The organism is Halosimplex pelagicum, assembly GCF_013415905.1.
GTDB lineage: Archaea > Halobacteriota > Halobacteria > Halobacteriales > Haloarculaceae > Halosimplex > Halosimplex pelagicum.
In genome coordinates, this window is record NZ_CP058909.1 from 3,408,591 (window position 1) to 3,433,534 (window position 24,944).

21 protein-coding genes are annotated in these 24,944 nt (G+C 68.7%); 6 read left to right on the top strand and 15 right to left on the bottom strand.

Annotated features, from left to right (window positions below):
* Nucleotides 1-51 precede the first annotated feature (51 nt).
* Nucleotides 52-213, bottom strand: a complete 162-nt coding sequence (locus HZS54_RS17130; RefSeq protein ID WP_179918297.1) for a hypothetical protein — start codon at nucleotides 211-213, stop codon at nucleotides 52-54.
* A gap of 139 nt (nucleotides 214-352) precedes the next feature.
* Between HZS54_RS17130 and HZS54_RS17135 the strand changes: the two genes are divergently transcribed.
* The gene (locus HZS54_RS17135) at nucleotides 353-1,324 is read left to right on the top strand and encodes a hypothetical protein (protein ID WP_179918298.1); all 972 of its coding nucleotides are present in this window, start codon (nucleotides 353-355) and stop codon (nucleotides 1,322-1,324) included.
* Nucleotides 1,325-1,470: 146 nt separating this feature from the next.
* Here the strand turns inward: HZS54_RS17135 and HZS54_RS17140 are convergent, their stop codons facing one another.
* The 5 genes from HZS54_RS17140 to HZS54_RS17160 form a co-directional block, all read right to left on the bottom strand.
* Nucleotides 1,471-4,176, bottom strand: coding sequence for a valine--tRNA ligase (locus HZS54_RS17140; RefSeq protein WP_179918299.1), 2,706 nt, complete (start codon nucleotides 4,174-4,176; stop codon nucleotides 1,471-1,473).
* Nucleotides 4,177-4,526: 350 nt separating this feature from the next.
* Nucleotides 4,527-4,868, bottom strand: a complete 342-nt coding sequence (locus tag HZS54_RS17145) for a 2Fe-2S iron-sulfur cluster-binding protein (RefSeq protein WP_179918300.1) — start codon at nucleotides 4,866-4,868, stop codon at nucleotides 4,527-4,529.
* A 24-nt stretch (nucleotides 4,869-4,892) separates the two neighbouring features.
* The gene (locus tag HZS54_RS17150; RefSeq protein ID WP_179918301.1) at nucleotides 4,893-5,615 is read right to left on the bottom strand and encodes a hypothetical protein; all 723 of its coding nucleotides are present in this window, start codon (nucleotides 5,613-5,615) and stop codon (nucleotides 4,893-4,895) included.
* A gap of 96 nt (nucleotides 5,616-5,711) precedes the next feature.
* Nucleotides 5,712-6,668 (bottom strand): DUF6807 family protein, encoded by a 957-nt coding sequence (locus HZS54_RS17155; RefSeq protein ID WP_179918302.1) that lies wholly within the window; start codon nucleotides 6,666-6,668, stop codon nucleotides 5,712-5,714.
* Nucleotides 6,665-7,747: a Gfo/Idh/MocA family protein gene (locus HZS54_RS17160; RefSeq protein WP_179918303.1), complete on the bottom strand. Its 1,083-nt coding sequence runs from the start codon at nucleotides 7,745-7,747 to the stop codon at nucleotides 6,665-6,667. The genes HZS54_RS17155 and HZS54_RS17160 overlap by 4 nt, the downstream gene beginning before the upstream one ends.
* Nucleotides 7,748-7,884: 137 nt before the next feature.
* On the opposite strand from HZS54_RS17160, the gene HZS54_RS17165 reads away from it, so the two are divergent.
* The gene (locus HZS54_RS17165; protein ID WP_179918304.1) at nucleotides 7,885-9,633 is read left to right on the top strand and encodes a M48 family metalloprotease; all 1,749 of its coding nucleotides are present in this window, start codon (nucleotides 7,885-7,887) and stop codon (nucleotides 9,631-9,633) included.
* A gap of 52 nt (nucleotides 9,634-9,685) precedes the next feature.
* Here HZS54_RS17165 and HZS54_RS17170 read toward each other — a convergent pair whose 3' ends face one another.
* Genes HZS54_RS17170 through HZS54_RS17180 form a run of 3 tightly spaced genes read right to left on the bottom strand, consistent with a single transcriptional unit; the run spans nucleotide 9,686 to nucleotide 12,365 of the window.
* A complete protein-coding gene (locus HZS54_RS17170) occupies nucleotides 9,686-10,588 on the bottom strand; it encodes an HFX_2341 family transcriptional regulator (RefSeq protein ID WP_179918305.1) in 903 nt (300 codons plus the stop codon).
* A gap of 57 nt (nucleotides 10,589-10,645) precedes the next feature.
* On the bottom strand, nucleotides 10,646-12,151 hold the full coding sequence (locus HZS54_RS17175) for a sodium:solute symporter family protein (RefSeq protein WP_179918306.1): 1,506 nt from the start codon (nucleotides 12,149-12,151) through the stop codon (nucleotides 10,646-10,648).
* Nucleotides 12,144-12,365: a DUF3311 domain-containing protein gene (locus tag HZS54_RS17180; protein WP_179918307.1), complete on the bottom strand. Its 222-nt coding sequence runs from the start codon at nucleotides 12,363-12,365 to the stop codon at nucleotides 12,144-12,146. The genes HZS54_RS17175 and HZS54_RS17180 overlap by 8 nt, the downstream gene beginning before the upstream one ends.
* Before the next feature lie 242 nt (nucleotides 12,366-12,607).
* Between HZS54_RS17180 and dnaG the strand changes: the two genes are divergently transcribed.
* On the top strand, nucleotides 12,608-14,011 hold the full coding sequence (gene dnaG, locus HZS54_RS17185; protein WP_179918308.1) for a DNA primase DnaG: 1,404 nt from the start codon (nucleotides 12,608-12,610) through the stop codon (nucleotides 14,009-14,011).
* A 12-nt stretch (nucleotides 14,012-14,023) separates the two neighbouring features.
* Here dnaG and HZS54_RS17190 read toward each other — a convergent pair whose 3' ends face one another.
* Together HZS54_RS17190 and HZS54_RS17195 are read right to left on the bottom strand one after the other, a co-directional pair.
* Nucleotides 14,024-14,497, bottom strand: a complete 474-nt coding sequence (locus HZS54_RS17190) for a GNAT family N-acetyltransferase (RefSeq protein WP_179918309.1) — start codon at nucleotides 14,495-14,497, stop codon at nucleotides 14,024-14,026.
* Nucleotides 14,494-15,843, bottom strand: a complete 1,350-nt coding sequence (locus HZS54_RS17195) for a DUF92 domain-containing protein (RefSeq protein WP_179918310.1) — start codon at nucleotides 15,841-15,843, stop codon at nucleotides 14,494-14,496. Before HZS54_RS17195 ends, HZS54_RS17190 begins: the two co-directional genes overlap by 4 nt.
* Before the next feature lie 178 nt (nucleotides 15,844-16,021).
* On the opposite strand from HZS54_RS17195, the gene HZS54_RS17200 reads away from it, so the two are divergent.
* Nucleotides 16,022-16,630 (top strand): undecaprenyl diphosphate synthase family protein, encoded by a 609-nt coding sequence (locus HZS54_RS17200; protein WP_179918311.1) that lies wholly within the window; start codon nucleotides 16,022-16,024, stop codon nucleotides 16,628-16,630.
* 29 nt (nucleotides 16,631-16,659) lie between these two features.
* Here HZS54_RS17200 and HZS54_RS17205 read toward each other — a convergent pair whose 3' ends face one another.
* The 3 genes from HZS54_RS17205 to HZS54_RS17215 form a co-directional block, all read right to left on the bottom strand.
* Nucleotides 16,660-17,838 (bottom strand): inorganic phosphate transporter, encoded by a 1,179-nt coding sequence (locus tag HZS54_RS17205; RefSeq protein ID WP_179918312.1) that lies wholly within the window; start codon nucleotides 17,836-17,838, stop codon nucleotides 16,660-16,662.
* Complete coding sequence (locus tag HZS54_RS17210; protein ID WP_179918313.1) at nucleotides 17,838-18,671, bottom strand: hypothetical protein; 834 nt, start codon at nucleotides 18,669-18,671, stop codon at nucleotides 17,838-17,840. The genes HZS54_RS17205 and HZS54_RS17210 overlap by 1 nt, the downstream gene beginning before the upstream one ends.
* A gap of 227 nt (nucleotides 18,672-18,898) precedes the next feature.
* Nucleotides 18,899-19,774: a homoserine kinase gene (locus HZS54_RS17215; protein ID WP_179918314.1), complete on the bottom strand. Its 876-nt coding sequence runs from the start codon at nucleotides 19,772-19,774 to the stop codon at nucleotides 18,899-18,901.
* A gap of 181 nt (nucleotides 19,775-19,955) precedes the next feature.
* Here HZS54_RS17215 and HZS54_RS17220 point away from each other — a divergent pair, with 181 nt between their 5' ends.
* Both HZS54_RS17220 and HZS54_RS17225 read left to right on the top strand, forming a co-directional pair.
* Entirely contained in the window at nucleotides 19,956-22,202 is a 2,247-nt protein-coding gene (locus HZS54_RS17220) for a sensor histidine kinase (RefSeq protein WP_179918315.1), read from the top strand.
* Between the two features lie 81 nt (nucleotides 22,203-22,283).
* Nucleotides 22,284-23,654, top strand: coding sequence for an NAD(P)/FAD-dependent oxidoreductase (locus tag HZS54_RS17225; protein ID WP_179918316.1), 1,371 nt, complete (start codon nucleotides 22,284-22,286; stop codon nucleotides 23,652-23,654).
* A 28-nt stretch (nucleotides 23,655-23,682) separates the two neighbouring features.
* Here the strand turns inward: HZS54_RS17225 and HZS54_RS17230 are convergent, their stop codons facing one another.
* Entirely contained in the window at nucleotides 23,683-24,879 is a 1,197-nt protein-coding gene (locus HZS54_RS17230; protein ID WP_179918317.1) for a hypothetical protein, read from the bottom strand.
* Nucleotides 24,880-24,944 lie beyond the last annotated feature (65 nt).

The window sequence follows — 24,944 nt, forward strand, 5'->3', positions numbered from 1 at the left end:
CATTCTCGATTGAGGTAAAATCATCAATTGTATCGATGAGAGACGCTCTCTTCATGTTTCACCAACGGACCAGCGGCGCTCGTACTCGACGGGCAGCTCATCGGTGTCGAGAATCGCCGCGATCTCCTCGGGCGTGACCGAACCCTGGTCCGTCGCGACTGTCATGAGCTCGTGGACCTGGCCCTTCGGGACCGCGCCGGACCCGCCGGCCATTCGGATGAAGTACTCGGTAGCGACTTCGAGGGCCTCGCTTTTCGTGTCCTCGCATGTGGCCTCGAAGAGGTGGTCGTACCGCCTCTTTAATTAGCTGCCACCTCTCCATTTATGATACCAACCAATCAAAATGCGGTTGATGGCTATTAATCACGCTATTCATACTATCGGTCAATTAAATCGGCCTGCGGAGCTGAGGACCAAAGAGGAGTTTGGCATTCAACGAGGAGGCGATGATGATCTCAGGTATCAGGTTGACCCTTTCGCAGAATTATATTATGACAAGGAATCTTCTGAGATTCAAGGGTTATCGGATAGACAGATTGTGGGATACGATGAACCCATGATTAATGTGTGTGAGAGATTACAGGAGTTTTCCTTCGTTTTCGCGGTTTTTAGGCCTACCTCTGGGTACTTAGCGATTGAAGAGGAAGACCAATCCGCTGCTGAACTCGATGTTGAATTGGGGGAGGAATACAAAAAATCTGCCAGAAAAGTTGACAAGGAAGCTTTAGGTCAAAGTGACGGTGCGACTCTTCACGATGGATTCATTCAATTTCACAATTGGAATCCTAATAGAATCGGTGCAACGCCTGAGGAGTTTGGTAAGGCTCACTCCAAATACCGAGACGAGATATTAGAATTGGAGAGGAAAGGTCACCGGTGGAATGTTGTCGAATGGTGGATGCTAAAGCATAAAGATACGAAGATTATGGCCTACTCAACATTGGCAGAAATGGAAGAAAGGCTCGGAGATCTGATTCGAGAAGCCTATACAGACTCAGAACAGATAATTACACAGACAAGTGCAATTGAGGGTCGCCCTATAGATAGATGGAGTGAGGCAGGAAAACCGGGAAAATATGGGATTCTTGAATTCATGTATTTCCGGAATCTTGTCAAGGTGTGCCGAGAAAGCGAGGCGGTCCTCAATCTCATAGACATGAATGTGCCTGAACTTAGATCATACACTGACGGCGTCAATGACCTACGAAACGACGTAATGCATCCCATCAACACAGTATTTGAAGAAAAAAGCGATATAGCCGAATTTATTGAATCGATAACTAATGTTGAGGAGTTCCTTTCTCGGACTGAGAATTGCCTCTGAAACAAGGATTCATATTTCCATAGAAGTGTGAAACACTGAGCAAGTATAGACTACTAGACGGCCAAATTTCGATACCTCGGGAACGGTCGGCCCACCGAGATAGACCCTGATTACACGTTTCTCACGAGAAACGCGAACCCTGACCGTCAGCCCACAATCAGGATCGCCGACTCGGTCTCGATCATCTCACCGTCGCCGGAGTACGTCCGCGCTTCTTCGATCTCGTACATCTCCGACTCTAGCTCGACGCCCGCGACCTCCAGCTTGCCGTCGACTTCCTCGAACTCACCGCTCTCGATGGCGGCGTCGATGTCGCCGACCTGGCTGCCGTACTCGGGGCCGACCAGCGAGTAGTCCAGGTCGACGCCGGTGACCTCGGTGGTGACCTCGGGGGCCTCGTCGAGCGTCTCCAGATCCGCGACGTGCATCGCCTCGGCGACGGCGTCCTCGAAGCCGGCGATCCCGCCGTAGACCTGCACGCGGTCGAGGTCGGCGTTGAGCGCCAGCCCGCTGTCGGTCTTGTAGCGCCGGAGCGCGGCGATGACCTCCATCGCCGTCTCGCCCGCTTTCAGGTCCGCCTCGTAGCCGCGCGTCTCCGGCCAGTCGACGGTGTGGACCGAATCCAGTTCCTCGCCACCCTCGGCGTAGAGGCGCTGCCACAGTTCCTCGGTGACGTGCGGGAGGAACGGGGCGAACAGTTTCAGGAACGTCCGGTGAGCGGTCAGGAGCGCGTACTCGGTCGAGCGAGCGTCCGCGCCGCCGTCGGCGTCGTCGAGTCGCTGCTTCGCGATCTCCAGGTAGTCGTCGCAGAAGGAGTTCCAGAAAAAGGAGCGCAGTTCGTTGCGGGCCTTCGAGTACTCGTGTTCCTCGAACTGCTCGGTGAGCGAGGCGACGGCGTCGTCCAGCTCGGCGAGCATCCAGCGGTCGACCGCGGCCAGATCCTCCTCGTCGGGCTCATCGACGGCGTCGGGCTCGGGGGTCAGCTGGTCGATCAGCCGCGAGGCGTTCCAGAGCTTCTGGAGCAGGCGCTCGCCGGCTTCGAGGTCGCCCTCCTTGTAGGGGAAGTCGTCGCCGACGGAGGCGCTGGCCGACCAGAAGCGGATGGCGTCGACGGGGTACTCCTCCATGACCTCCGCGGGCAGGACGACGTTGCCCCGCGAGGAGGACATCTTCTCGCGGTTCTCGTCTAAGACGTGCCCGTTGATCATGACGCTCTCGAAGGGCACCTCGCCGGTGTGCTCGTAGCACTTGACGACCGTGTGGAACAGCCAGAAGGAGATGATGTCGTGACCCTGCGGCCGCAGGTCGAACTGGTAGAGTTCCGGCCGCTCCATCGTGAACTCTTCTTCCTGCTCGTCCCAGTCCCAGCCCGCGTTGATCAGGGGAGTCAGCGACGAGGTGGCCCAGGTGTCGAAGACGTCCTCCTCGGGGCGGAGGTCGCTGCCGCCGCACTCCGGACAGCTATCGACCGGCGGGTCGTCGGCCAGGGGGTCGACGGGCAGATCCTCCTTCTCGGCCACGACCGTCTCGCCGCAGTCGTCGCAGTACCAGACGGGGATCGGGATGCCAGAGTCGCGCTGGCGGGAGATACACCAGTCCCACTCCAGGCCCTCGATCCAGTGCTGGTAGCGGGTGAACATCTTTTCGGGGTACCAGTCCATCTCCTCGCCGGCGGCGAGGTAGTCGTCGGTGCGGTCGAGCATCTCGACGTACCACTGCTCGGTGACGAGGTACTCGACCTCGGTGTCGCAGCGCTCGTGGACCTGCACGGTGTGGTCGTGGTCGCGGCTCTCGACGAGCGCGCCCGCGTCGTCCAGGTCCTCGATGATTGCTTCGCGGGCCTCCTCGGTGGTCATGCCCTCGTAGTCGCCCGCCAGATCGGTCATCGTGCCCGACTCGTCGATGGCGATGCGCAGGGGCAGGTCGTGAGCCTGGTACCACTCGATGTCGGTCTGGTCGCCGAACGTACAGCACATGACGATGCCGCTGCCGGTCTCCAGGTCGACCCGCTCGTCCTCGATGATCGGGACCTCCTGGCCGAAGATGGGGACCCGGGCGGTGCCGCCGACGAGGTCGGCGTTCTCGTCGTCGTCGGGGTGGACGAACACGGAGACACACGCGGGGAGAAGCTCCGGCCGCGTGGTCGAGATGGTGAAGGTGTCGTCGTCGTCGGCCTCGCCCGAACCGGTCTCGATCAGGTCGAAGTCGATATCGTTGAACTTGGTGTGTTTGTCCAGATCCTCCTGTTCGACCTGAGAGATGGCCGTCTCGCAGTCGGGACACCAGATGGTCGGGGCGCGCTGGCGGTACTCCCGGCCCTGTTCGTAGAGGTCGATAAAGGAGAGCTGGGAGATGCGCTGGACGCGCGGCTCGATGGTCTTGTAGGTGTTCGTCCAGTCGATGGACATCGCCAGCGACTGCATCTGGTCGGTGAACTCGGACTCGTACTCCTGGCAGACCTCGCGGCACTTCTCCTGGAACTCCCGGCGGGTGTAGTCCTGGTGGCGGATGCCGAGTTCCTGCTCGGTGAGCCGCTCGGAGGCGATGCCGTTGTCGTCGTAGCCGAACGGGAAGAACGTGTTCCCGCGGGCCATCCGGTGGTACCGGGCGGCGAAGTCCTGCAGGGTGTGGGCGTAGAGGTGGCCCATGTGCAGGCTGCCCGAGACGGTCGGCGGCGGCGTGTCGATTGAGTAGACGAGGTTCGGGTCGACCTCCCCGTCGGGGTCGTACTCGTAGGTCCCCTCGTCGACCCAGCGGTCCTGCCACTGCGGCTCGACCGCCTCGGGGTCGTACTCGCCAGGGAGTGCGTCGTCGTCGGGCGCGTCCCCGTCGCCGGCGTCGTCGGTGCTCATCGCGACTCACTCCCGGCGGTCGGTCGCGGTCGGGGCGCGAGCGCGGCGGGTATCGGTCGATGCGTGTCGTCGGTCGGTGTCGTGGTGTCGTACATCGGTCTGTCTGTCAGCTGGTCGTCGAGCGGTGCGAACGCGGTCAGAATGGAAAGGTGTCGGGGCTAGGGGGCCCCTACAGGTACGGCGACGGCTACGGACGGCCGGGGCTCGCTCGCGGTGCGGGCGACGACTCCGTCGAACGGCCCTGTCATCGGTAGAGGGTGGACGAGGCGCCAACATAACGCTTACGTCATCGCGATACGCCGCAGCGCCGTCGCGATACGCACGGCCACCTCCGCGCGCGGCGTGGCGCGCTACTCCTCGTCGGTCACAGGTGCGCTGTCCGTGTGTTGGCCCCAGAAGCCGGGGAACTTCCGCGCCGCGAGGTCGCCCTCGACGCGGGTCTGGCAGGTGAGTCGCAGTCCCGCGCCGGCGTCGTGGGGCGGGAAGTCGAGTCGCCAGCGCTCCCGGGCCGTCGGCGCGCTCGTCGGCCCGTCGACCGCGACCGCGCAGGTGCCGCAGGTGCCGTGGCCGCCGCAGTTGACCCGCTTCGAGGTGCCGTTGTGCGGCACGAGGCCGGCGTCCAGAAGCACGTCCCGGAGGACCGCGCCGCGCTCGCAGTCGACCTCGCGGTCGCCGTAGCGGACCGTGGGCATACCGGGGGTAGGACCCAGTCCGACTTACCGGTTCGGACCGCCGCCGAAGGGTCGCGCGTCGGCCAGATCGAACAGGTGGACGATGTCCTCCCGGCCGTAGTGGTCGAGCAGTTCGCGGAGCGACCGGAAGGTGAGCGTCTCGGTCGCCCCGGCCTCGGCGAGTTTCAGGTACCGTTCGCCGAACACGGGAACGTCCTTGTTGATCACCTTCTCGAACCCCTCGTACTTCGGCGGTCGCAGTTCGTCCAGGGCGATGCCGTGGTCGTAGTCGGCCCACGCGGTGTCGGCGGTCTCGATACCGACTTCGGCACACGCCTCTTCGAGACGGGTGTACTCCCCGAACGCGTCCCACGCGGCCGGCTGGATGTCGTCGTGAGTCAACTCCTCCTCCAGCAGCGCGCTGATCCGCTGGGACGGTCCCGTTCGTCCGGGATGCTCGCCCGTCGCGGCCTCGGCGCGCCCGACGAGATGCACGAAGTCGAAGCCCTCGCCGCCGTAGGTGAGACAGGTGTCGCCGGGCCGCTCGGCGATCCACCCGCAGGTCCGCTCGACGAGGTCGAGTTCCCCGTCGGGACCGTCGGCCTCCCGGTAGAGCATCTCGGTCTCCCGCTCGCCGTCCGGGCCTTCGTACCCGAGCGCGACCGCGAGCAGTTCGAAGTGCGCCGAGTCGCGGAAATCGGGCGGCCGCTCGTAGTGGTCGAGCGACGGGCTGACCGTCTCGATGTCGAGTGCGAATCTGCCAGACACGTGCGGGATAGACTCGCCCGGTCGCCAAAAGCGTACGAGATTCTCCCGGGGACTCACGTCGGCGCTCCAGCGCCGCCGCCGCGCCGGCCGAATCGGCTACGCCGAGTCGACGAACGACTCGTACGCGTCCTCGACACGCCCCTCGTCGGGCGTTCCCGAGTGAACCCACAGCCCCCAGGTCCACGACCGGGATTCGCCCTCTTCCAGCGTCTCGACGGTGCCCCACGTCGGGTTCGCGGCGAGGAAGCCGAACGGCTCGTCCATGACGAACCAGTTGACCGGGTCGCCGCCGTTGTCGGGGTGGTCGAACATGGCGACCCCGGCCGACCAGGGATCGCCGACCGCGGCTGCGCCGGGCCGCCCGTCCAGCGGCCCCGAGTAATCGCACCAGCGAGCGGCGGGGCCGCTCGCGGCCCGCGGCGGCGACGTTTCCCCGGGGTCCCGCCCGTCGGGCAGCAGCACGCGTCCCTCGCGCAGACTCCTCGCGAACCGCAGGCTCAGACCGCTGTAGTGGCCGTGCAGCGTCTCGCTGGAGAGGTGTCGGCGCTGGCCGAGCGCGGTCACCTCCTGCTCCCAGGTCAGGAGATACCCGTCCTTGCCCTCGTCGTCGGCGCCCGGGTCGCCCGCGCCGGGCTCCCTGATTCGGATCGTCCGGCGGTCGCCGAGCAGGTCCTCGCCGGCGTCGGTCCGCCAGGTGGCCTCCTGTTCGATCACGGCGCTGGCGCCGCCACCGTCGCCGTTCTCCGTCCGAACGTCGTACTCGCCGGCCTCCGCGTAGCCGTGGGGGTTCCCGGCGGCGGCGTTGGGCTCGGACTCCCAGCAGTTGATCCCGTCGACGAGCTTCTGGCAGAAGAACAGGCCGAAGTGCCAGGGGTGGTCGTGGGGCGACGACACCACCAGGTTCTCGCCGGGTTTCGTGTCGGCGCCGGGCGGCAGCGCGAGCGTGTCGAAGCCGGGTTTGCTCCCCGCCGGCTCGGCGTCGTAGCGGGCCAGCAGCGTGTCGTCGACCGAGACCGACACGGCGCCGTCCTCGACGGCGGTCTCCAGCGTCATCGTGCGGCCTCCCGTGCGTCGGCCAGCACCTCGTCGGTCGTCACGCGCTCGCCGTCCCGCGCCGCGCTCCGGTAGATCGCCCGAATGGCGGCCATCGTTCCGAGGTTGTCGCGACCGCTGGTCAGCGGCTCCGCGCCGCTCTCGACGCAGTCGACGAAGTGGAGGATCTCGTTGACGAACGCGTTCGCGGTGGGCAGATCCGTCCCGTCGCCCGCGACCTCGTCGAAGTCCTTGCGGCGGTCGGGGTCGTCCCGCGCGTTGATCCGCGGCGTCGGCGACCCGACGTAGCCCTCCTGTTGTTGCCCGTCGGGCAGCGTATGCACGACCCCGTCGTCGCCGAGCAGCCGGAACGACTCGGTGTAGGGCATCGCCGGCGCCGACAGCGCGACCGAGAAGTCGGCGATCGCGCCGGACTCGAACTCGAGCATCCCCGTGGCGTAGTCCTCGGCGTCCTCGAAGGCGTCGTCGACCGTCCGGGTCCACGCCGCCGCCCGTTCCACGTCGCCGAGGTAGTACCGCAGCAGGTCGAGCTTGTGGACGCTGTAGCCGATGACGCCGCCGCCGCCCGCTTTCTCCCCGTCGTAGAGCCAGTGCCCCTCCGGAAAGAGGTCGCCCTGGTTGACCAGCGCGTCGCAGCGGGCGTGGCGGATCTGCCCCAGCTCGCCCGCGTCGACGCGCTCCTTCAGCGCGCGGTAGGGCGGGTGGTAGCGCTGCATCTGCCCGACCAGCAGCGTCAGGTCGCGCTCGTCGGCCGACTCGACGAGTTCGACGCAGTCGCTCAGTGAAGGGGCCAGCGGTTTCTCGATCAGGACGTGTTTCCCGGCCTCCAGCGCGGCCTTCGCCACCGGGTAGTGGACGTGGTGGGGCAGCGCGATATCCACCGCGTCGATATCGGCCTCCGCCAGGAAGGTCTCGTGGTCGGTCCAGTAGTCGACGCCGAAGTCCTCGGCCACCGCTTCGGCTTTCTCGGCGTCCACGTCGCAGACGCCCGCCAGCGTCGCCTCGTCGGAGTGGTCCTCGTAGGCCGGCAGGTGTAACTCCGAGATCCCGCCGGCGCCGATGAGTCCGATCCTCGTCATGGGTCCGTCTCCGACGCGGGCGGCCTTTACCCTTGCCGCGCCGGCCGATCTCGCTTGGAGTCGGAGTCCCGGAGACTCGAACCGTCGCCGGTCGTGACAGCGAAACACTAAATACGGGGCCGCCGGACTCCCGGACCATGCAGTCCAGGCTGGTGGCAGTGGGGGCGGTCGCGCTGGTGTGTTCGGCCGCGTTGCTCGCGGTGGGGGTCGCCGCGGTCGACGCACAGGAGTCGGGCGGCGACGTGACGGTCCCCGACGCGGACGCGGTCATCGTGGATATCAGTCCGGACGGCCCGGACACGGTGACGGTGTTCCTGCCGACGCGGACGACCGACGATCCGGTCCTGACGGTCGAGGAGATGGCCGCCAGGGCGCCGGTTCCCGCCCGTGTCGTCTCGGTCCGAGAGGTCGACGCCAGGGTCACGCGGTACGTCGACGGGAACCTCGTCGACGGTGGCGAGCTATACCGGCTCGAGATCCTGACCGACCTCGACGAGCGAACGGGGCCGCTGAGCGGGACGGTGTCCGGGGATACGCTGGCTGCGCTGGCACCGACGGACACGCCGGCGTTCGTCGTCGACGTGCCGGCCGGGACGGCGGTCGACCGCGGCTCGGTCCGGTCGCGGTCGTTTTCGAGCACGCGATACGAGTGGCGGCCGTCCGGCGGGTCGCTCGACGGCCCGATCACCTACCGCTTCCCGACGAGCACCGTCGGCCTGCTGGCGGCGCTCCTGCTCGCGTCGCTGCTGGGGTCGTACGGCGCGGTCAGATACCGGGCCCGCTCCGTCGCCGACGGTCCCGAGCCGCTGACCGAACGAGTCCACGCCGTTCGAGGGACGAAGGCCAACGCGCTCCTAGTCGGTCCGGCCGCGGCGGTCGCGGTCGCGCTGTGGCTCGGGAGCGTCTCGCTCGTCTCGCTGGTCGCGGGGTGGATGCCGTCGGGGACGCCTTCGGGGGCCTGGTGGACGGTGACGCGCTGGACCGTCGCGCTGGCTCCGTTCGCCTGCAGCGCCTGGCTCGGGGCGACCTTCGGCGCCGAACCGGTCGTTCGGGACCTTATCGACGCGCCGTTCGACCCGTTAGTGGTCCTCGGTGACTGGGCGAAGTCGGCGTTCTACCGGGTCGCCCGCTACTGGGTCGCCGGTGCGGTCCTGCTGACGCTCGCACCGCACATCCTCGAGACGCCGCTGGTCGGCGGCGTGGCCGTCACGCTACTGGTCGTGCTCGACTGGCTGGTCACACCGGTCGCGATCAGGGTGTTCAACGACACCGCGCCGATACCCGGGGAGTTCGGGCGCGAGGTGACCGAATTCTGCGACCGACAGGGCGTGTCCGTCCGCGGAGTCCGTCGACTGGACACGGGCGACGCCCGTCACGCCAACGGCATCGCCACCGGGATGGTCGGCTACCACTGGGTGTTCCTGACCGACGACCTCCTCGACGAACTCGACCCCGACCAGATCCGGGCGATCGTGGCCCACGAACTCGGCCACCTCGACCGCCGCCATCTCCTCAAGCAGGCCGCGTTCACCCTGGGATTCTGGTCGCTCGCCTTCGTGGCGTTCGTCCACGTCTACACGGAGCTGTGGCTGTTCGTAGTCGCGGTCTGGGTGTACACGCAGCTGGGGCTCGGGTGGATCGGACAGGGCCAGGAGTACCAGGCCGACGACTACGCCGCCGAGGCGACGAGCCCCGACGCCCTCGCTGGGGCGCTCGACCGGCTCGCGACGGTCAACTTCGCGCTTCGGGACACGGGAGTCGCTCACAACTACGCCGCGAGACACCCGTCGATCGAGGACCGGATCGCCCGGCTGCGGGACGATTCGGAGCCGGACGAAGCGACGGACGAGCCCGACGCCGCCGGCCGGCCGACCGCTGCCGAGTGATCCGGGCGTCCGCCACCGAGACACCCGGCCGTCGACGACAACGCTCCGGTCATCAGTCGTCCGAATGCGCCCGGACCCACAGCTCGCCGATGCGCGACAGGCGCGTGCGATACGATTTCCCCTGTTCCTCCTGTTCGATGTAGCCCTTCCCGCCGGGACCGAGCCGGTCGACGTTGTAGATGACCTTCGAGCGGAAGCTATCGGTGTACTCCTCGCCGAGTTCGCGCGCGAGCTCCTGTGCGAGTTCCGACACCGACTCGAACTCGCCGTGCTCGCCGAGGGTGAAGAGGATGAGCTCCTCGAACGGTTTGACGTTGGAGAACGACGCGACGGGGAGTTCGAGGATATGCTTGCCGTCGAACTCCTTGGCGCCGATGGTGGTCCCGCGCTCGTCGAACTCCGCGAGCAGTTCCTCCGCGGCGGCCAGCCGCTCGTCGACGCGCTCGGCGAGTTCGGGGTCGTCGACGGCTCCTTCGAGGTCCGAGAGCAGGTCGATGCCGCGGTGGAGCTCCTCGGCGAGTTCCGTTTCGAGGTACTTCTCGGGGACGGTGTAGTAGGTGTGGATGCGCTGGCGGTCCTCCTCGCGCTCGACCATGATGGAGTGGGCGGCGGTGGCGAAGGCGAAGGAGACCGTGCGCGGCATCGCGGAGATGTTGACCCAGACGTTGGCGTCGGCCTCGCGGTCGAGTTCGGCGTTGATGAGTTCGAACGCCTGCTCGAAGGCCTCGTCGTAGTCGTAGACGTCCTCGACGACGAAGCGCTCGGTCGTGGCCCCGAGGAGGTTGCGGTAGTCCTTCTCCAGCTTGGCGGCGAGATTGCGGGAGTACTCGACGTTGGCCTCGCTGCCGACCGCGCCCTCCAGCAGGACGACGCGGTCCACGTCGAGCCTGTCGCGCACCAGCGGCGCGATCAGCCGGTCGTAGTCGAACCCGACCGGGACGATGTGTGTCTGCATACGCGGTAGGTGGCCCCCGCGGCGTATAAAGTCCGTAGACTCTCCGGGCCGCTCCGGTCAGTCCGCGCCCGTCGCGTACACCGACGCGTCCGCCTCGGGACTCGCGGTCGTCACCAGTGAGACGCCGACGGTCAAGACGAACCCGAGGAGCATACACGGGACGGAGATGCTCCAGCCGAACAGCGCGTCGGGGACGCCGAGCGGGACAGTCCCCACGACGGGGAGCGACACCGGGACCACCGGAAGCAGCGCGCCCGCCGCGTAGACGAGCTGGCTGCCGCCGATCCCGACGTACATCCCCCACCGCGTCGTCCGTCCCCAGTACAGCGCCACGGCGACCGGGAGCGCCAACTGCGCGAAGCCGCCGAACGCGGTGTCGCCGATCTGCAACAGCGACGCCGGCTGGAACAGGCTGGCGACGAACGACAGGGTGGCGAAGACGGCGACGCCGACGCGGCCGAGGAACGCCTCGCGCGCTTCGGAGGCCTCCGCGACGAGCGGGCGGTAGATGTCGCGGGTGAAGTAGGACGAGCCCGACAGCAGCATCGAGTCGCTGGAGGACATCATCGCGGCCATCGCGCCCGCGACGACGAGCGCCGCGAACCACGCGGGGGTGTACTCCGCGAGCAGGAGGGGAAGGACGTTCTCGTTGGCGCCGGCCTGGATACCGAGGCCCCGCGCCCACGACCCCATCATGAACGCCGGGACGAACAGGAGGACGACGAGAACGGGCCATAGCGGGAGCGTGCGCTTGATGACGGCCTTCGACTCCGCGACGAAGAATCGCTGGTTGACCTGCGGGAACATCGTGACGCCGAAGGCGATGGAGATGGCCGTCGAGAGGACGTACTCGGGCGTGTAGGTGCCGCCGCCGAGCGCGAGGAAGTTGCCGTCCACGCCGCCGAGTGTCGCGGTCGCGGAGCCGACGCCGCCGACGGCGCTGGCGACCCAGGCGAACGCCGCCCAGACGATCACGAGCATGAACGCGCCCTGGAGCGTGTCCGTCCAGGCGACGCCTCGCATCCCCGAGAGCGCGACGTAGCCGATCATGAACAGCGTGATCCCGCCCGCGCCGGCCCAGTAGGGGACCGCGCCGCCGGTCAGCGCCTCGATGGCCGTGCCGGCGCCCTGCTGCTGGAGCATCACGTAGGGGAACAGCCAGAAGATGCTGACGCCGGCGACCAGCAGGCGCAGGCGGAGCGACCCGAAGCGGTCGCCCAGCATCTCCCCGAGGGTGAGGTAGCCGTTGGCCTTCCCGACGAGCCACTGCTTGTAGCCGAGGACGTACCACAGGACCCCGAAGATGACGCCGTCCATCAGGCCCATGACGAGGATCCACTCCGGGCCGGCGCCGTAGCTGATGTTCGGCCCGGCGAAGAACGTAAACGCCGAGAGGAGCGTCGCGAACGTCGTGAAGAGGAGGACGACGGTCCCCAGAGTGCGGCTGGCGAGGTAGTAGTCCTCGGCGGTCCGCTCGGTCAGGCGATAGGCGACGACGCCGATGGCCAGCGCGACGAGCATGTAGCCGACGATGATCCCGACCTGCAGGGCGGTGTCAGCCATCGCGGCTCACCCCCTCGACGCCGAGGCCCCACGCGCGTCGGGTGAACACCCAGAAGACGACCGCTGTCAGGCAGAGCCAGCCGACGTGGTACCACACCCAGACGGGCAGCCCCGCGACGACGCCGTCGGCGCCCCACATGAACCACGGGACCGACAGCGCCGCCAGCGCGACCGCTATCGCCGCCCAGCCGACCAGCCGCGTGTACTCGTTCATACGCGACCGTTCGGCTACACGCCCCTTAACCTTTCGTCGATCGCCTACGGAGACACACATCGAAGAAAATTTCTCTTCGATGCGTGCGGGAGCGACCGCGCCGGTTCGAGTTCCGGAGATATCCGAGGCATCGGCAGATATTACAGTCGTCGAGTGACAAGTTACGGGTTGTTCCATGAGGTCGTTCATGGACCGCGGTTCACCATCACCCACAGCACGCCCCGAACCGGGGCAGTTCACCAATGTACGATTCAGCCAAGTATCTGATCCACGCGGACATCAGGACCAGCGGGGTGGTCGAGCGGAGTGACGTGGTCGGCGCGGTCTTCGGGCAGACCGAAGGCCTCCTCGGCGACGAACTCGACCTGCGAGACCTCCAGGAGTCGGGGAAGCTCGGCCGCATCGACGTGGAGGTCGACTCCGAGCGCGGGAGCTCCTTCGGCGAGGTCACCATCGCCAGCGGGCTCGACCGCGTCGAGACGGCGATCCTCGCGGCCGCGCTGGAGAGCATCGAGCGCGTCGGCCCGTCGACGGCCGACGTCGAGATTCGCGACATCGAGGACGTGCGCTCGGCCAAGCGCCGGCGCGTCGTCGAGCGCGCCAAGGAGCTGCTCGCGGAGTTCGACGCGACCGCGATGTCCAGCGAGGACCTCGTCGACGAGGTCCGCCGGAGCGCTCGCGTCGAGGACATCTCCGAGTTCGCCGGCCTGCCCGCGGGCCCCCGCGTCGCCGACAGCGACGCGATCATCGTCGTCGAGGGCCGCGCCGACGTGCTCCAGCTGCTCAAGTACGGCATCAAGAACGCCATCGCGGTCGAGGGAACGGATGTGCCCGACGCCGTCGCCGAACTCACCGACGACCGGACCGTCACCGCGTTCCTCGACGGCGACCGCGGCGGGGACCTCATCCTGAAGGAGCTGTCGCAGGTCGGCGACGTTGACTACGTCGCGCTCGCGCCCACCGGCCAGTCCGTCGAGGACCTCTCGCGGAGCGCCGTCATGGACGCGCTGCGCGACAAGGTGCCCTTCGAGACGGTCTCGGCCGCCGATGCCGAGGCCAGCGACGCTCACGGCCTCGCCGCCACCGACGGGAGCACCAGACCGTCGCCGCCCGACGACGACTCGGCGACCGCCGACCCCGAGGCGCCCGTCGAACCCGGACGGCCCGCCGAACCGCCCGACCCCAGCGGCGACGCCCCGGCCGCGGAGTCGTCGGCCGACCCAGCCGACGCGGCGACCGACTCCGACCCGGATACGACCGATTCCGACCCGGACGCGGTCGAATCGGACGAACCCGAACCTGACGAACCCGAACCTGACCCGGAGACCGCGGAGACGGGGGACCGTCCGGCCGACCCGGAGACGCTCGCCGGCCAGGTCCGTGCGGTCGTGGGCGAGTCGACCGGGACCGTCAGACTCCTCGACGGGAACTACGAGGCGGTCGCCGGCGGACCGGCAGCGGAGGCGTTCGACCTCCTGGAAGCCGCGGAGACGGTCCCCGAGACGGTCGTGCTCGACGGGGTGGTATCCCAGCGCGTCCTCGACGTGGCCGCCCAGCGGGGCGTCGACCTCGTCGTCGCCCGCGAGGAGGGCGAGTACGTCAAACAACCCGTCTCGCCGCGCGTGCTCACGGCCGACGAGGTCTGAGCGACCCCCTTCTCACTCGCCCAGTTCGCGCGCGAGCAGGAACCCGTCCCCCCGCTCGTAGCGGTCCGGGAGCCGCTCGCGCCGCTCGAACCCGCGCTCGCGGTAGAACGCGCGCGCCGCCTCGTCCACCTCGCGGACGGTCACGCGGAGTTCCCCGACGCCGGACTCGTGGAGCCGGTCGACCAGCGCGTCCAGTAACGCCGAGCCGTGGCCCTCGCCCTGGTGGTCGGGCGCGACCGCGAGTTCGGCGAGGTAGCCCGCGTCGTCGTCCCCGTCGGTGACCGCGAGCGCGTAGCCGACGGGGGTCGCTCCAGCGCCGGACCCGGCGTCGGGGCTCGCGGGCGTCGCGACCAGCAGTAGCGGCGGGCCGTCGGCGGCGACGGCCAGCAGTTCCTCCCAGGGTTCGGCGAGGGCGGCGGCCTGGATGGCGCGCAGCGCAGGCAGATCGGTCGACCGACCCTCGCGGACGCGGGTCTCGTCGGTCATAGGACGGCGATCGGGACCGCCACGGCGGCGACGCCGGCGGCCGCGATCCCGGCGGCCAGCGTCGCGAAGAAGTTGACGCCCTCGTTCTCCAGGAAGACGCCTTCGACGGTGGCACCCAGCAGGCTGTCGACGGTCATACCGACGACGCCGCCGAAGACGACGATGCCGGCGCCCAGCGCGTCCACGCGGCCGAACGCGCCGAGCGCGATGGCGGCGATGAGACAGGCGCCGGCGAGTCCCGCCACCTCGCCCTGCCAGGTGACGGCGCCGTCGGTCCCCGGTTCGACGCGCTCGAAGGTGGTGATCAGCCGCGGGTCGTCGAAGACGCCGCCGATCTCGCTGGAGAGCGTGTCGCTCATCGCGGCGGCGATCGACCCGGCGAACGCGAAGAGGAACAGCTCCGGGTCGAGACCCGTCAGCGTCGGGCTCGCCGACCACCCGAGAACGGCGAGCAGGCCGACGAGCGAGTTGGCGAGGACGTTCCCGCTGCCGCGGGCGCCCTCGTTCTCCTCGGCGATGCCGCGCCGTTCTTTCTCCTCGTAGCGGAACTTCGTCGAGAGGCCGCCGACGCCGAAGAAGGTCACCAGCAGGACGAACCACCCGAAGTCGCCGAGGACGATCGTCTGCAGACAGAGGAAGACGCCGGTGATCATCCCCGGGAGCGACGCCGTCTCCAGCGCGTAGGCGAGGTAGCCGAAGAGGAACGCCAGCGCCAGCGCGGCCGCGACGACGGGGGGTTCGATCGACAGCGGCAGGTCGGCGAACAGCCACAGCAACAGGCCGATCGAGACCATCACCAGCGGGTCGTCGCGCTCGAACAGCACGGCGCGCAACAGCGCGCCCAGCAGGGCGCCGCTGGCGGAGAGGAACGCCACGAGCGGCCACTCGACGGTGGTTCCGATCAGGCGGGCGGCGGCGTACTGGCCGACGCTGCCGGCGAGGAAGCCCGCGAGGACGAACCCGGCGGTCGCGACGAACGGCTCGTCGCGCACCGTCCGGACGAGGTGGCCGCCGAGGTTCCCCCACGCGAGCAGGAGGACGGTTCCGACGAAGACCGTCGGCGGGAGAGCGAACCGCACGGACAGAAGCGCCAGCGCCGCGGCGGCCAGCGCGAAGCCGGCGAGTCCGTACAGCCGGCCGTCGCGGCGGTCGCCCGGCCGGGCGAACAGTTCGAAGACCGCCCCCTCGTCGACGACGTACAGCGCGAGGGCGGCGACGAGGAGGAAGGGGCCGGGCGCGGCGACGGTCGCGAGCGCCCGACTCGTTCGGCTGGCGATCGGTGGGACGGCGAGCGCCAGCGTCCCGACGAGGGCGAACGCGCCCGCGCGCCGGACTGTCGTTGTCACGCTATGTCCGGTATCCCCGGTGAGCTACTTACCGTTTCCGAACCACTTCGCCCGGTGGCGGCGGCGTGACACGTTCTCTCCCTCGCCGGCCCGGCGCCGGTCCGCGGCCGCCGGTCGAGTCGCGGCCGACGCGGTCGCCGAGCGTGAGGTTTAGGTCCTGTCCGAGAAAAGCGGGGACGTGGGACTGTACGACCGCTATCTCGGCCTCCGACTGCGCTCCAGCGACGCCGACCTCCCCGGGACGGTCGCGGTCATCGTCACCGAACGGGACCTGCTCGAAGCCGGCGCCTACGAGACGCTGGAGGCCTGCTTCGAGTGGGCCTTCGAGTTCGGCGCCGAGCGCGTCGTCGTCTACGTCAGCGTCCTCGACACCGAGGTCGTCGACACCATCCGCCGGGAGCTCGACGACGTGGACGCCCCCCGCGAACTCGCCGTCCGCGGGCCGGAGGACGACGAGCAGGCCGACGCGCCGATTCAGGTCGGAATCGGCCTCGGGGGCAAACACGAGTTCGCTTCCGCGGTTCGGGGCCTCGCCGAGGAAGTCGACGCCGGCGAGCTGGCCCCCGAAGACATCGACGAGGCGGCTATCGAAGGCGAACTCGTCTTCCCGGTCCAGCCGGATCTGGTCGTCAAGACCGGCGCCGAGCGGCTCTCCGATTTCATGATCTGGCAGTCCGTCTACTCCGAGCTGTACTTCACCGACGTGAACTGGCGGGACTTCCGCCGGCGGGACTACCTGCGCGCGCTCCGGGACTATCAGAATCGACAGCGGCGATTCGGCCGGTAGGCCCCTCGCACGCTCGTCCGCGACTCTCCTCAGAACCCGAACACCGGGACGAACCGGAAGGTGAGGTACGCGCCGGCGGTGGCGATGGCCGGCACGACGTTCTGCATCAGGACGACGCGAGCGGTCGTCGCGGGGTTGAACAGGTCGCCGGGCTCGGGGATGTCTTCGGAGTTCTCCTCGCCGATGGGGGGCAACTCCTCGCCGGGTTCGTCGGCGGCCAGCGCGTCGACGGTGACCGGCGGGGTCTCCTCCGCGGAGACGGCCTCGGGGACGGTCACCGGACGGGTCGCCCGGCCCCAGCCGAGTCCGATGATGCTCACCGTCGCGATGATGACGAAACTCGCGGGGATCCCCAGCGCCGAGAGGAAGACGACCAGCGCGGAGCTGACCGTCGCGACGACGATCGCGGCCGTCAGCGGGAGCTCCGTGATGTCGCTGCCCATCGTCTCCAGGGTCCGCCGCGCGATGGTGAACGCGCCGATGGTGACGGCGATCCCGCCCAGTATGATCGCGGGGTCCATCCGCAGTTCGCCGCTCCCGACCAGCGGGGCGACGGCGTTGGCGATGTTCGACGTGCCGGAGCTGAAGGCCATCAGACAGCCGATCGCGACGACCGTGACCGTCCCGACCAGCTCGCGGCGGTTCGTCGTCCGGTGGACACTCACCGAGGGGACGAGCCCGGAGCGGTCCACGTCCAGCAGCGGGCCCTCGCTGCGCTCCATGGCCACCAGCCGGTTGAGCCGGGCGTAGAAGTACCGGCCGATGATCAGCGACACCCAGAAGCCGATGATCGGCGAGACGACCCACCAGGTGACGATCTCGCCCATGACGGCCATGTCGAGCACGCCGCCGGCCAGCGCCAGCCCGGCGATCGCGCCGACCGCGGTCATCGAGGTCGAGGCCGGGACGCCGAAGACGTTCCCGACCAGCAGCGCGACCCCGATGAAAAACAGGACAGCGATCGACGTCTCGAGCGTGAACACGCCGGGGTCGGTGACCAGCTCCGTCCCGAGCTTCGTCACGACGTTGCGGCCGATCGTCCAGGCCCCGACGAAGAAGAACACGCCCATCAGCGCCGCGGCCGCCGTCTTCGAGATCGCGTCGGCGCCTACGGCCGGCCCGAACGCCGGACCGGTCGTCGACCCGCCGATGTTGTAGGCGACGAACATCGAGACGAGCACGCCGACGACGAGGAGTGGGTCGACCATCAGCTCCCCTCGTCGTCGGTCTCGTCGCCGTCGGTTTCGTCGGTTCCGGTCCCGTCGGCGTCGGTCTCGCCGTCCTCCAGCTGTTCTTCCAGCGTCTCCTCGACGGTATCTTCGACCGTCTCCTCGACGGTGTCTTCGACCGTCTTCTCGACCGTCTCCTCGACGGTATCTTCGACAGTTTCGCCGACTTTCTCTTCGACCGTCTCGCCGACCGTCTCCTCGACCGTCTCTTCGACGGACTCCTCGACGGTTTTCTCGACGGTTTCACCGACCTTCTCCTCGACGGACTCCTCGACGGTTTCGCTGACCGTCTCTTCGACGGTCTCCTCGACGGTTTCGCTGACCGTCTCTTCGACGGTTTCACCCACTTTCTCCTCGACGGTTTTCTCGACGGTCTCGCCGACTTTCGCCTCCACGGTTTCGTCGACGGTCTCTTCGACGGTCTCGCCGACGGTCTTTTCGACGGTTTCGCCGACAGTCTTCTCGACGGTCTCCTCGACGGTTTCGCCGACGGTCTTTTCGACGGATTCGTCGACGGCGCTACCGACGGTTTCGTCCACCGTCTCTTCGACGGTTTCCTCGACGGTTTCGCCGACTTTCGCCTCCACGGTTTCGTCGACGGTCTCCTCGACCGTCTCCTTGACCGCGGTGGTCATCCAGTCGGGGTCGAAGCGGGCCATCTTCCAGACCACGTGGATCAGATACGAGATGAGGACGCCGAAGCCGAACGCCAGGCCGATGGCGTTGTCGGCGACGACGATGAGTCCCACGGACACCGCGATCAACAGCCCGTAGGTCAGGTCGACCAGGGAGTCGACGCGGCTCGGGTTCATATTTCACCCCCTCTGACCCCGGCGCGGTCGGTCGGACGGTCGGTTCGCTGGCCGTCGGAGGAGAGCGGAAACACGTATAGACGTACACGGGGACCCTCGACTCATGAAGTTTGGCAACGACGGGCGGGTTCGGGGGCCGTGCGAGCGCGCCTCCGGATCGCTCGCCGGGGTTCCGCGGCCGACCGTCGGCGCGAGCGGGGCGAACGTCTCGAACAGCGGTGGTCGCGTCAGTGGAAGGTGGCGCCCTCGCCGATCTCCGTCTGGTAGACGCGGGCGTCGACGCCTCTCTCGTCGAAGGCGTCGACCATAGCGGAAGCGATGGCGCGCCGGTCGGTCTCGTAGCAGGCGGCGATGACGCTCGGCCCGGCGCCGCTGATGGTGACGCCGGTGGCGCCGGCGTCGAAGGCGGCCTGCCGGACCTCGCTGTAGCCGTCGATGAGCTCGGCGCGGGCGGGGGTGACGACCGAGTCCTCCATGCCGCGGCCGACGAGTTCGGGGTCCGAGCGGTGCATACCCGTCGTCAGGGTCGCGGCGTTGCCGACGGTCTCGACCATGTCGGCGACGCGGGCGCCGTCGGGGACGACCTCGCGCGCGTCGCGGGTCGAGACGACGATGTCCGGGAGACAGGTCACGAGCGAGATGTCGGCGTCGACCTTCGCGATGCCGTCGGGGGTGGCGATCGTGAACCCGCCGAGGATCGCGGGGGCGACGTTGTCGTCGTGGGCGTCGCCGGAGACGACGGCCTCGCCTTCCGCGGCGATGGGCACGAGTTCCTTCCGGGTGAGCCCGCGGTCGTAGAGCTCGTTGAGCGCGACCGCGGCGGCCGCGGCGGAGGCGGCCGAGGAACCCAGGCCCGAGGCGGGGCGGACGCCCTTGTCGATCTCGATGTGCGCGGGGGCGTCGAGCGCCTCCGCGACGGCGCCGACGGTGTTGTCCGCGGGGTCCTCGGGGATGAACTGGCTCCCGGCTCCGGTCACGTCGATGGTGGTCTCGGGGGCCCGCCGGACCCGGACCACGTCGGCCGGTCTGTCCAGCGCCACGCCGAACACGTCGAAGCCACTCCCCAGGTTCGCGCTCGTCGCCGGCGCCCGCACCGTCACCATATCCAGCGATTTCCGCGAGTGCGGGCAAAAAGGTAGCGGAGTACGGGGACGGAGCCGAGGAGCGTGCCGGAGCCGGGCGAGCGCGTCGCGCCGGGACCCGACCCTGGCGTTGTCTCGGACGATAATGCGACACAACGCATAATACGAACAAGTTGAAACTACGGGTTCGTGAACGCGTCAGATGGCTGGTGAGGCGCTCGTCTCGGTGGTCGCCGCGACGGCGGTCGGGGGCGTCGTCGAACTCGCGCTCGCGGCGGTGGCCTACCGCAACCGGGAGCGGCCGGGCGCGCGGGCGTTCGGCTGGCTGTCGCTCGCGGCCGGCGGCTGGGCGCTCCTGCAGGTCGCGGTCCTGCTGGCGCCGTCGGCGGAGATAGCGAGGGGCGCGCACCTCCTCGCCGGCGCGGTCGCCTCGCAGATCCCGATGCTGTGGCTGGTGTTCGCCGTCGTCTACGCCGGCCACCGCGAGTGGCTGACGCCGGGCCGGCTGGTCGCGCTGTGGACGCCGCTGACGGCCTATTCGCTCGTCCGGCTGACCGCTCCGGTCCACGGGGTCGCGCTCGCTCCGGTCCGGATCGTCACCGAGAACGGGGTCACCGCGCCCGCATCGGCCGAGTCACTCCCGTTCGCAGCGTACTCGCTGGTCGCCTACGCCCTGGTACTCGCCGGCTACCTCCTCCTCGTCGCGTTCCTGCTGGACTCGCGGAACGTCTACCGGGCCGAGACGGGCGCGCTAGTCCTCGGGGGGCTGTTCCCGACCGCGGGGACCGTCGTGGTCTCCGTCGCGGGGGGTGTCCACCCCGGGATCTCGGTCGGACCGGCGATGTTCGCCGTCCACGGGGTCGTCGCGGGACTCGTCCTCTTCCGCTACGACTTCCAGGGGGTCGCGCCCGTCGCGACGGACCTGCTCGCCGAGGAGCTCGAGGACCCGGTGGTGATCCTCGGCGACGACGACGTAGTGATCGACCACAACCCGGCCGCCGAGCGCCTCGTCGACGACGGCGACCTCTCGGGGCGCCACGCCGACGCGGTCGCCGACGGGTTCGCCGAGCGGCTGGCCGACGGCGCGCAGGTCACCGTCGACGCGCCCGGCTACGACCGGGAGATGTCGTCGTTCTCGATCGGGGTGACCACCGTCGAGGACCAGTACGGGGTCGCGAAGGGCCGGCTCGTCCACCTGCGGGACGTGTCCGACCAGCAGCGCCGGCTCGACCAGCTGACGGCGATGCAGGCGGCCACCCAGCGGTTCATCGGCGCGCGGACCGCGGCCGAGGTCGCCGACATCGCGGTCCGGTTCGCCAGCGACGTCCACGACCAGCCCTACGCGGCGCTGTTCCGGTACGACGAGGCGACGGACGCGCTCGTCTCCGAGGCGGTCACCGACCGGCTGGCGGCGGAACTCCGCGTCGGGCCCGACGAGTCGATCCGGGTTCCGCGGGAGTCGGGACCGCTCTGGACGACCTTCGAGGACGGCGAACTCGCGGCCTTCGAGGGGGAGCGCGACCTCGTGATCGGGCCCTACGCGTTCGGGTCGGCGTCCGCGCTGTTCCTGCCGCTGGGCGACCACGGCGTCCTCGTCATCGGGACCGACGAGGGCGAGGGGTACACCGAGACGGACGAACAGCTGGGAGGGATCCTCGCGCGAACGACCGAGACGGCGTTGACGCGCATCGAGTACGAGGAGGAACTGCGTGCCAGCCGGATCGCCGTCGAGCGACGCAACAAACAGATCGAGTTCTTCAACGGCGTCCTCCGGCACAACATCCGCAACGCCATGCTGGTCATCGACGGCCACGCCCAGCACCTCCAGACGCGCGTCGGCGACGGCGACGCCGAGAAACTCGGGACGATCCGGACGTGGTGTTCGGACCTGACGGACATGACCGAGAAGATCCGCGCGGTCAACGACACCGTGACCGCCAGCGAGGACAAGCGGCTCGAACGGGTCGACCTCTCGACGGTCCTCCGCGAGGAGGTCGACGCGCTCTCGGGGCGCTACGACGTGGCCGTCGAGTCCGACGTGGCCGACGGCCTGACCGTCGCCGCCAACGACCTCGTGGCCGACGTGGTGGAGGGGGTCCTCTCGAACGCGGTCGAACACAACGACAGCTCCCGACCGCGGGTCCGGGTCACGACCGAGCCGATGGGCGAGTGGGTCCAGGTCCGGATCGCCGACGACGGCCCGGGGCTCTCCGAGGAGATGCAGACGCAGGTCTTCCAGCGGGAGATGGCGACCAGCCAGACCGCCCACGGGTTCGGGCTCTACTTCGTCTCGGTGATGATGGACCTGTACAACGGCAACGTCTGGTTCGAGGACGGCGAGGGGCTGCGTCCCGCCGGCGGGGAGGTCGACCGCGAGTCCCGCGGCACCGTCGTCGTGCTGGAGTTCCAGCTCGCCGAGGAGTCTCCCGAGCTGTCCGCCGGGGAGTGACCCCTCGACGAGCGAGCGGCCGCCGAGTCGACGGGGTCGACCGAGCGAAAGGGCTTTTCCGATCACGGCGGAACGGGACGTATGATCGGAGTCGTCGGCGGCGGCGTCGCCGGCCTCGCGGCCGCGTATCGCCTCCAGCAACGCGGTCGCGAGGTCCAGGTGTTCGAGGCGAGCGACGACGTGGGCGGGCTGGCCGCCGTCTACGAGACCGCGGGCGACCCCATCGAGAAGTTCTACCACCACCTCTCGGCCTCCGAGGGGACCATCGTCGAGCTGATCGACGAGCTGGGCCTCGGCGACGACCTGGAGTGGCGCTACAAGACCGATTCGTACTACGTCGACGGGGTCGTCCACCCCATGGAGAAGGCCTGGGAGATCCTCGCCTACCCGCACCTCTCTATCTACGACAAGTTCCGCCTCGCGATGCTCGTCAAGGAGATCGACGTGCGCGGCGGCTGGCCGAAGTTCGACACCTACGACGACATCACCGACTTCGAGGACGTGCCCATCAAGGAGTTCCTGCTCGACCACACCACCCGCCACGTCTACGAGTCCTTCTGGGAGCCGCTGCTGGACGCCAAGTTCGGCTCGCGCAAGGAGGACGTGTCGGCGGCGTGGCTGCTCGGTCGCGTGAAGTTCCGCGGCGAGCGCGACGTGATCCGCGGCGAGCAGCTGGGCTATCTGGAGGGCGGGTTCGGCGTCCTGCTGGACGAACTCTACGGCGCCGTCGGCGAGGAGAACGTCACGACCGGCGCGCGCGTGACCGAGATCGGGACGGGCGCCGGCGCGGCGGCCGACGGCGGTGCGGCGGTCGCGGGCGCGACATCGACGGCCGGCACCGACTCGACGGTCGAGTCGATCACCGTCGAGCGCGACGGGGCGACCGAGACCCACGAGGTCGACGCCGTCGTCGTCGCGGCGATGCCGAACGTCCTCGAAGACCTGACGGGCTACCCCTGCGAGATCGACTTCCAGGGCACGGTCTGTTCGGTCTGGAGCATGGAGGAGTCGCTGTCGGACACCTACTGGCTGAACATCAAGGACGAGGCGCCGTTCGGCGTGTTCATCGAGCACACGAACTTCGTGCCGCCGGAACGGTACGGCGGCGAACACCTCTACTACACGGCCAGCTACATCCAGAGCCCCGAGGAGGACCTCTGGGAGATGTCGAACGAGGAGGTCGAGGACCACTGGGCCGAGGGGATCGGCGACATGTTCCCCGGCTTCGACCGCGACGGCGTCAACTGGGTGCAGACGGCGCGCAACCCGCGGACGGCCCCCATCTACGAGCGGGGGTATCTCGACATGGTCGTGCCGTACGACCTCGGTGCGGAGGTCGCCGAGGGGGTCTACTACGCGGGGATGGCCTCCCGCGCGCAGTACCCCGAACGGTCGCTCAACGGCGGCATCGAGGCGGGCTACGCCTGCGCGGATCTGATCACCGAACAGTGACGACGCGCCGGTGACCGTCGACCGGCGGCTACGCGGTCGTCAGTGAGACGCCGGCGGCCCACATCTCGGGGCCCCCGAGCCGGCCCACGGAGTCGACCTGCCCTGCGACGAACAGCCGGTCGCCGGCGACGGCCGCGACCGTGAGATCCTCGTACTCGAAGTCCCGGTCCCAGCGTCGTCGGCCGAGTCGGTCGGTACCGTGGAGACCGCTGGCGGCCGCGACCGCGAACCCGTCGCCGGTATCGACGAGGTCTCTCGGTTCGACCCCTTCGAAGGCGCGTCGCCAGACGGGGAAGCCGCGGTCGTCGACGGTCGACAGCACCGCCTCCTGCCTGTCGTGGTCGTAGATCCGGCCGAGGAGGACGGCGCCGTCCGGGCGAGCGAGGACGCCGATGCACTCCTCGGCGTAGCCGCCGAGCGTCCGCCGCCACTGTTCGCGCCCCGACTCGTCGGTCGCGAGGACGAACGGGAGCGTCCCCTCGACCGCGTGCGGGTCGGACTCCCCGACGAGGAGGTACCCGCCGTCGTGACGGGCGGCGACGTCCATGACCCTGAAACCGTGGGTGTCGTACGTGCGGAGCCACTCCCGGTCGCCGTCCGAGTCGGTCCCGAGGACCCAGGTGACCCGGCCCTCGTCTTCGCCCATGCCGCCGCCGAGGACGACGCCGCCGCCCGGCCGCCGACCGGCCGCGGTCGAGTTGGGTTCGAGCGCGTCGTCCAGCTCGACGTACCGGTCCCATCGACGTTCGCCGTCGGACCCGAGCGACAGGAGCCACGGCCGCTCCTCATCGCTCGCGCGGACGACGGCGACGTACCCGTCGTCGGCGCGGACGAGCTCGCCGCTGTACCACTCAGGCGCGTCGAGACGGCGGTCCCACTGCCGACTCCCGTCGGGCAGGAACCGGACCAGTCGCAGCCCGTAGTCGGTCTCCCGCGGACTGATCAGCAGCGCGACGCCGTCGCCGTGTGCGGATACCGCACCGACCGGCCGGTCGTCCGTCGTCCCGAACGTCTCCGACCAGACCACGCGCGGCGACCCGCCGGCGGTCGTCGCCATCGTCCCGCGCTCGCCGCCGCCGCGCCCGTCGGTATCGCCCGGACCGGAGTCGTCGGCGGCGTCTCTGTCGCCGGTCGACTCGGAGCGCGCGAGGGCGGCGGCCGTCCCGACGCTCGCGACGCCGGCGAGCGAGCCGAGGAACCGTCGGCGAAACTGTTCGGAGGGCATCGTCGGCGGATCGCCCGCGCTGGACAAAACCGTTCCGACAGAAGACATTTATCCCGGCCGGCCGG

Coding starts and splice junctions, on each gene's coding strand:
- HZS54_RS17130 (WP_179918297.1), bottom strand. CDS start 213: ATGGCCGGCGGGTCCGGCGCGGTCCCGAAGGGCCAGGTCCACGAGCTC.
- HZS54_RS17135 (WP_179918298.1), top strand. CDS start 353: ATGGCTATTAATCACGCTATTCATACTATCGGTCAATTAAATCGGCCT.
- HZS54_RS17140 (WP_179918299.1), bottom strand. CDS start 4,176: ATGAGCACCGACGACGCCGGCGACGGGGACGCGCCCGACGACGACGCA.
- HZS54_RS17145 (WP_179918300.1), bottom strand. CDS start 4,868: ATGCCCACGGTCCGCTACGGCGACCGCGAGGTCGACTGCGAGCGCGGC.
- HZS54_RS17155 (WP_179918302.1), bottom strand. CDS start 6,668: ATGACGCTGGAGACCGCCGTCGAGGACGGCGCCGTGTCGGTCTCGGTC.
- HZS54_RS17160 (WP_179918303.1), bottom strand. CDS start 7,747: ATGACGAGGATCGGACTCATCGGCGCCGGCGGGATCTCGGAGTTACAC.
- HZS54_RS17165 (WP_179918304.1), top strand. CDS start 7,885: ATGCAGTCCAGGCTGGTGGCAGTGGGGGCGGTCGCGCTGGTGTGTTCG.
- HZS54_RS17170 (WP_179918305.1), bottom strand. CDS start 10,588: ATGCAGACACACATCGTCCCGGTCGGGTTCGACTACGACCGGCTGATC.
- HZS54_RS17175 (WP_179918306.1), bottom strand. CDS start 12,151: ATGGCTGACACCGCCCTGCAGGTCGGGATCATCGTCGGCTACATGCTC.
- HZS54_RS17180 (WP_179918307.1), bottom strand. CDS start 12,365: ATGAACGAGTACACGCGGCTGGTCGGCTGGGCGGCGATAGCGGTCGCG.
- dnaG (WP_179918308.1), top strand. CDS start 12,608: ATGTACGATTCAGCCAAGTATCTGATCCACGCGGACATCAGGACCAGC.
- HZS54_RS17190 (WP_179918309.1), bottom strand. CDS start 14,497: ATGACCGACGAGACCCGCGTCCGCGAGGGTCGGTCGACCGATCTGCCT.
- HZS54_RS17205 (WP_179918312.1), bottom strand. CDS start 17,838: ATGGTCGACCCACTCCTCGTCGTCGGCGTGCTCGTCTCGATGTTCGTC.
- HZS54_RS17210 (WP_179918313.1), bottom strand. CDS start 18,671: ATGAACCCGAGCCGCGTCGACTCCCTGGTCGACCTGACCTACGGGCTG.
- HZS54_RS17215 (WP_179918314.1), bottom strand. CDS start 19,774: ATGGTGACGGTGCGGGCGCCGGCGACGAGCGCGAACCTGGGGAGTGGC.
- HZS54_RS17220 (WP_179918315.1), top strand. CDS start 19,956: ATGGCTGGTGAGGCGCTCGTCTCGGTGGTCGCCGCGACGGCGGTCGGG.
- HZS54_RS17225 (WP_179918316.1), top strand. CDS start 22,284: ATGATCGGAGTCGTCGGCGGCGGCGTCGCCGGCCTCGCGGCCGCGTAT.
- HZS54_RS17230 (WP_179918317.1), bottom strand. CDS start 24,879: ATGCCCTCCGAACAGTTTCGCCGACGGTTCCTCGGCTCGCTCGCCGGC.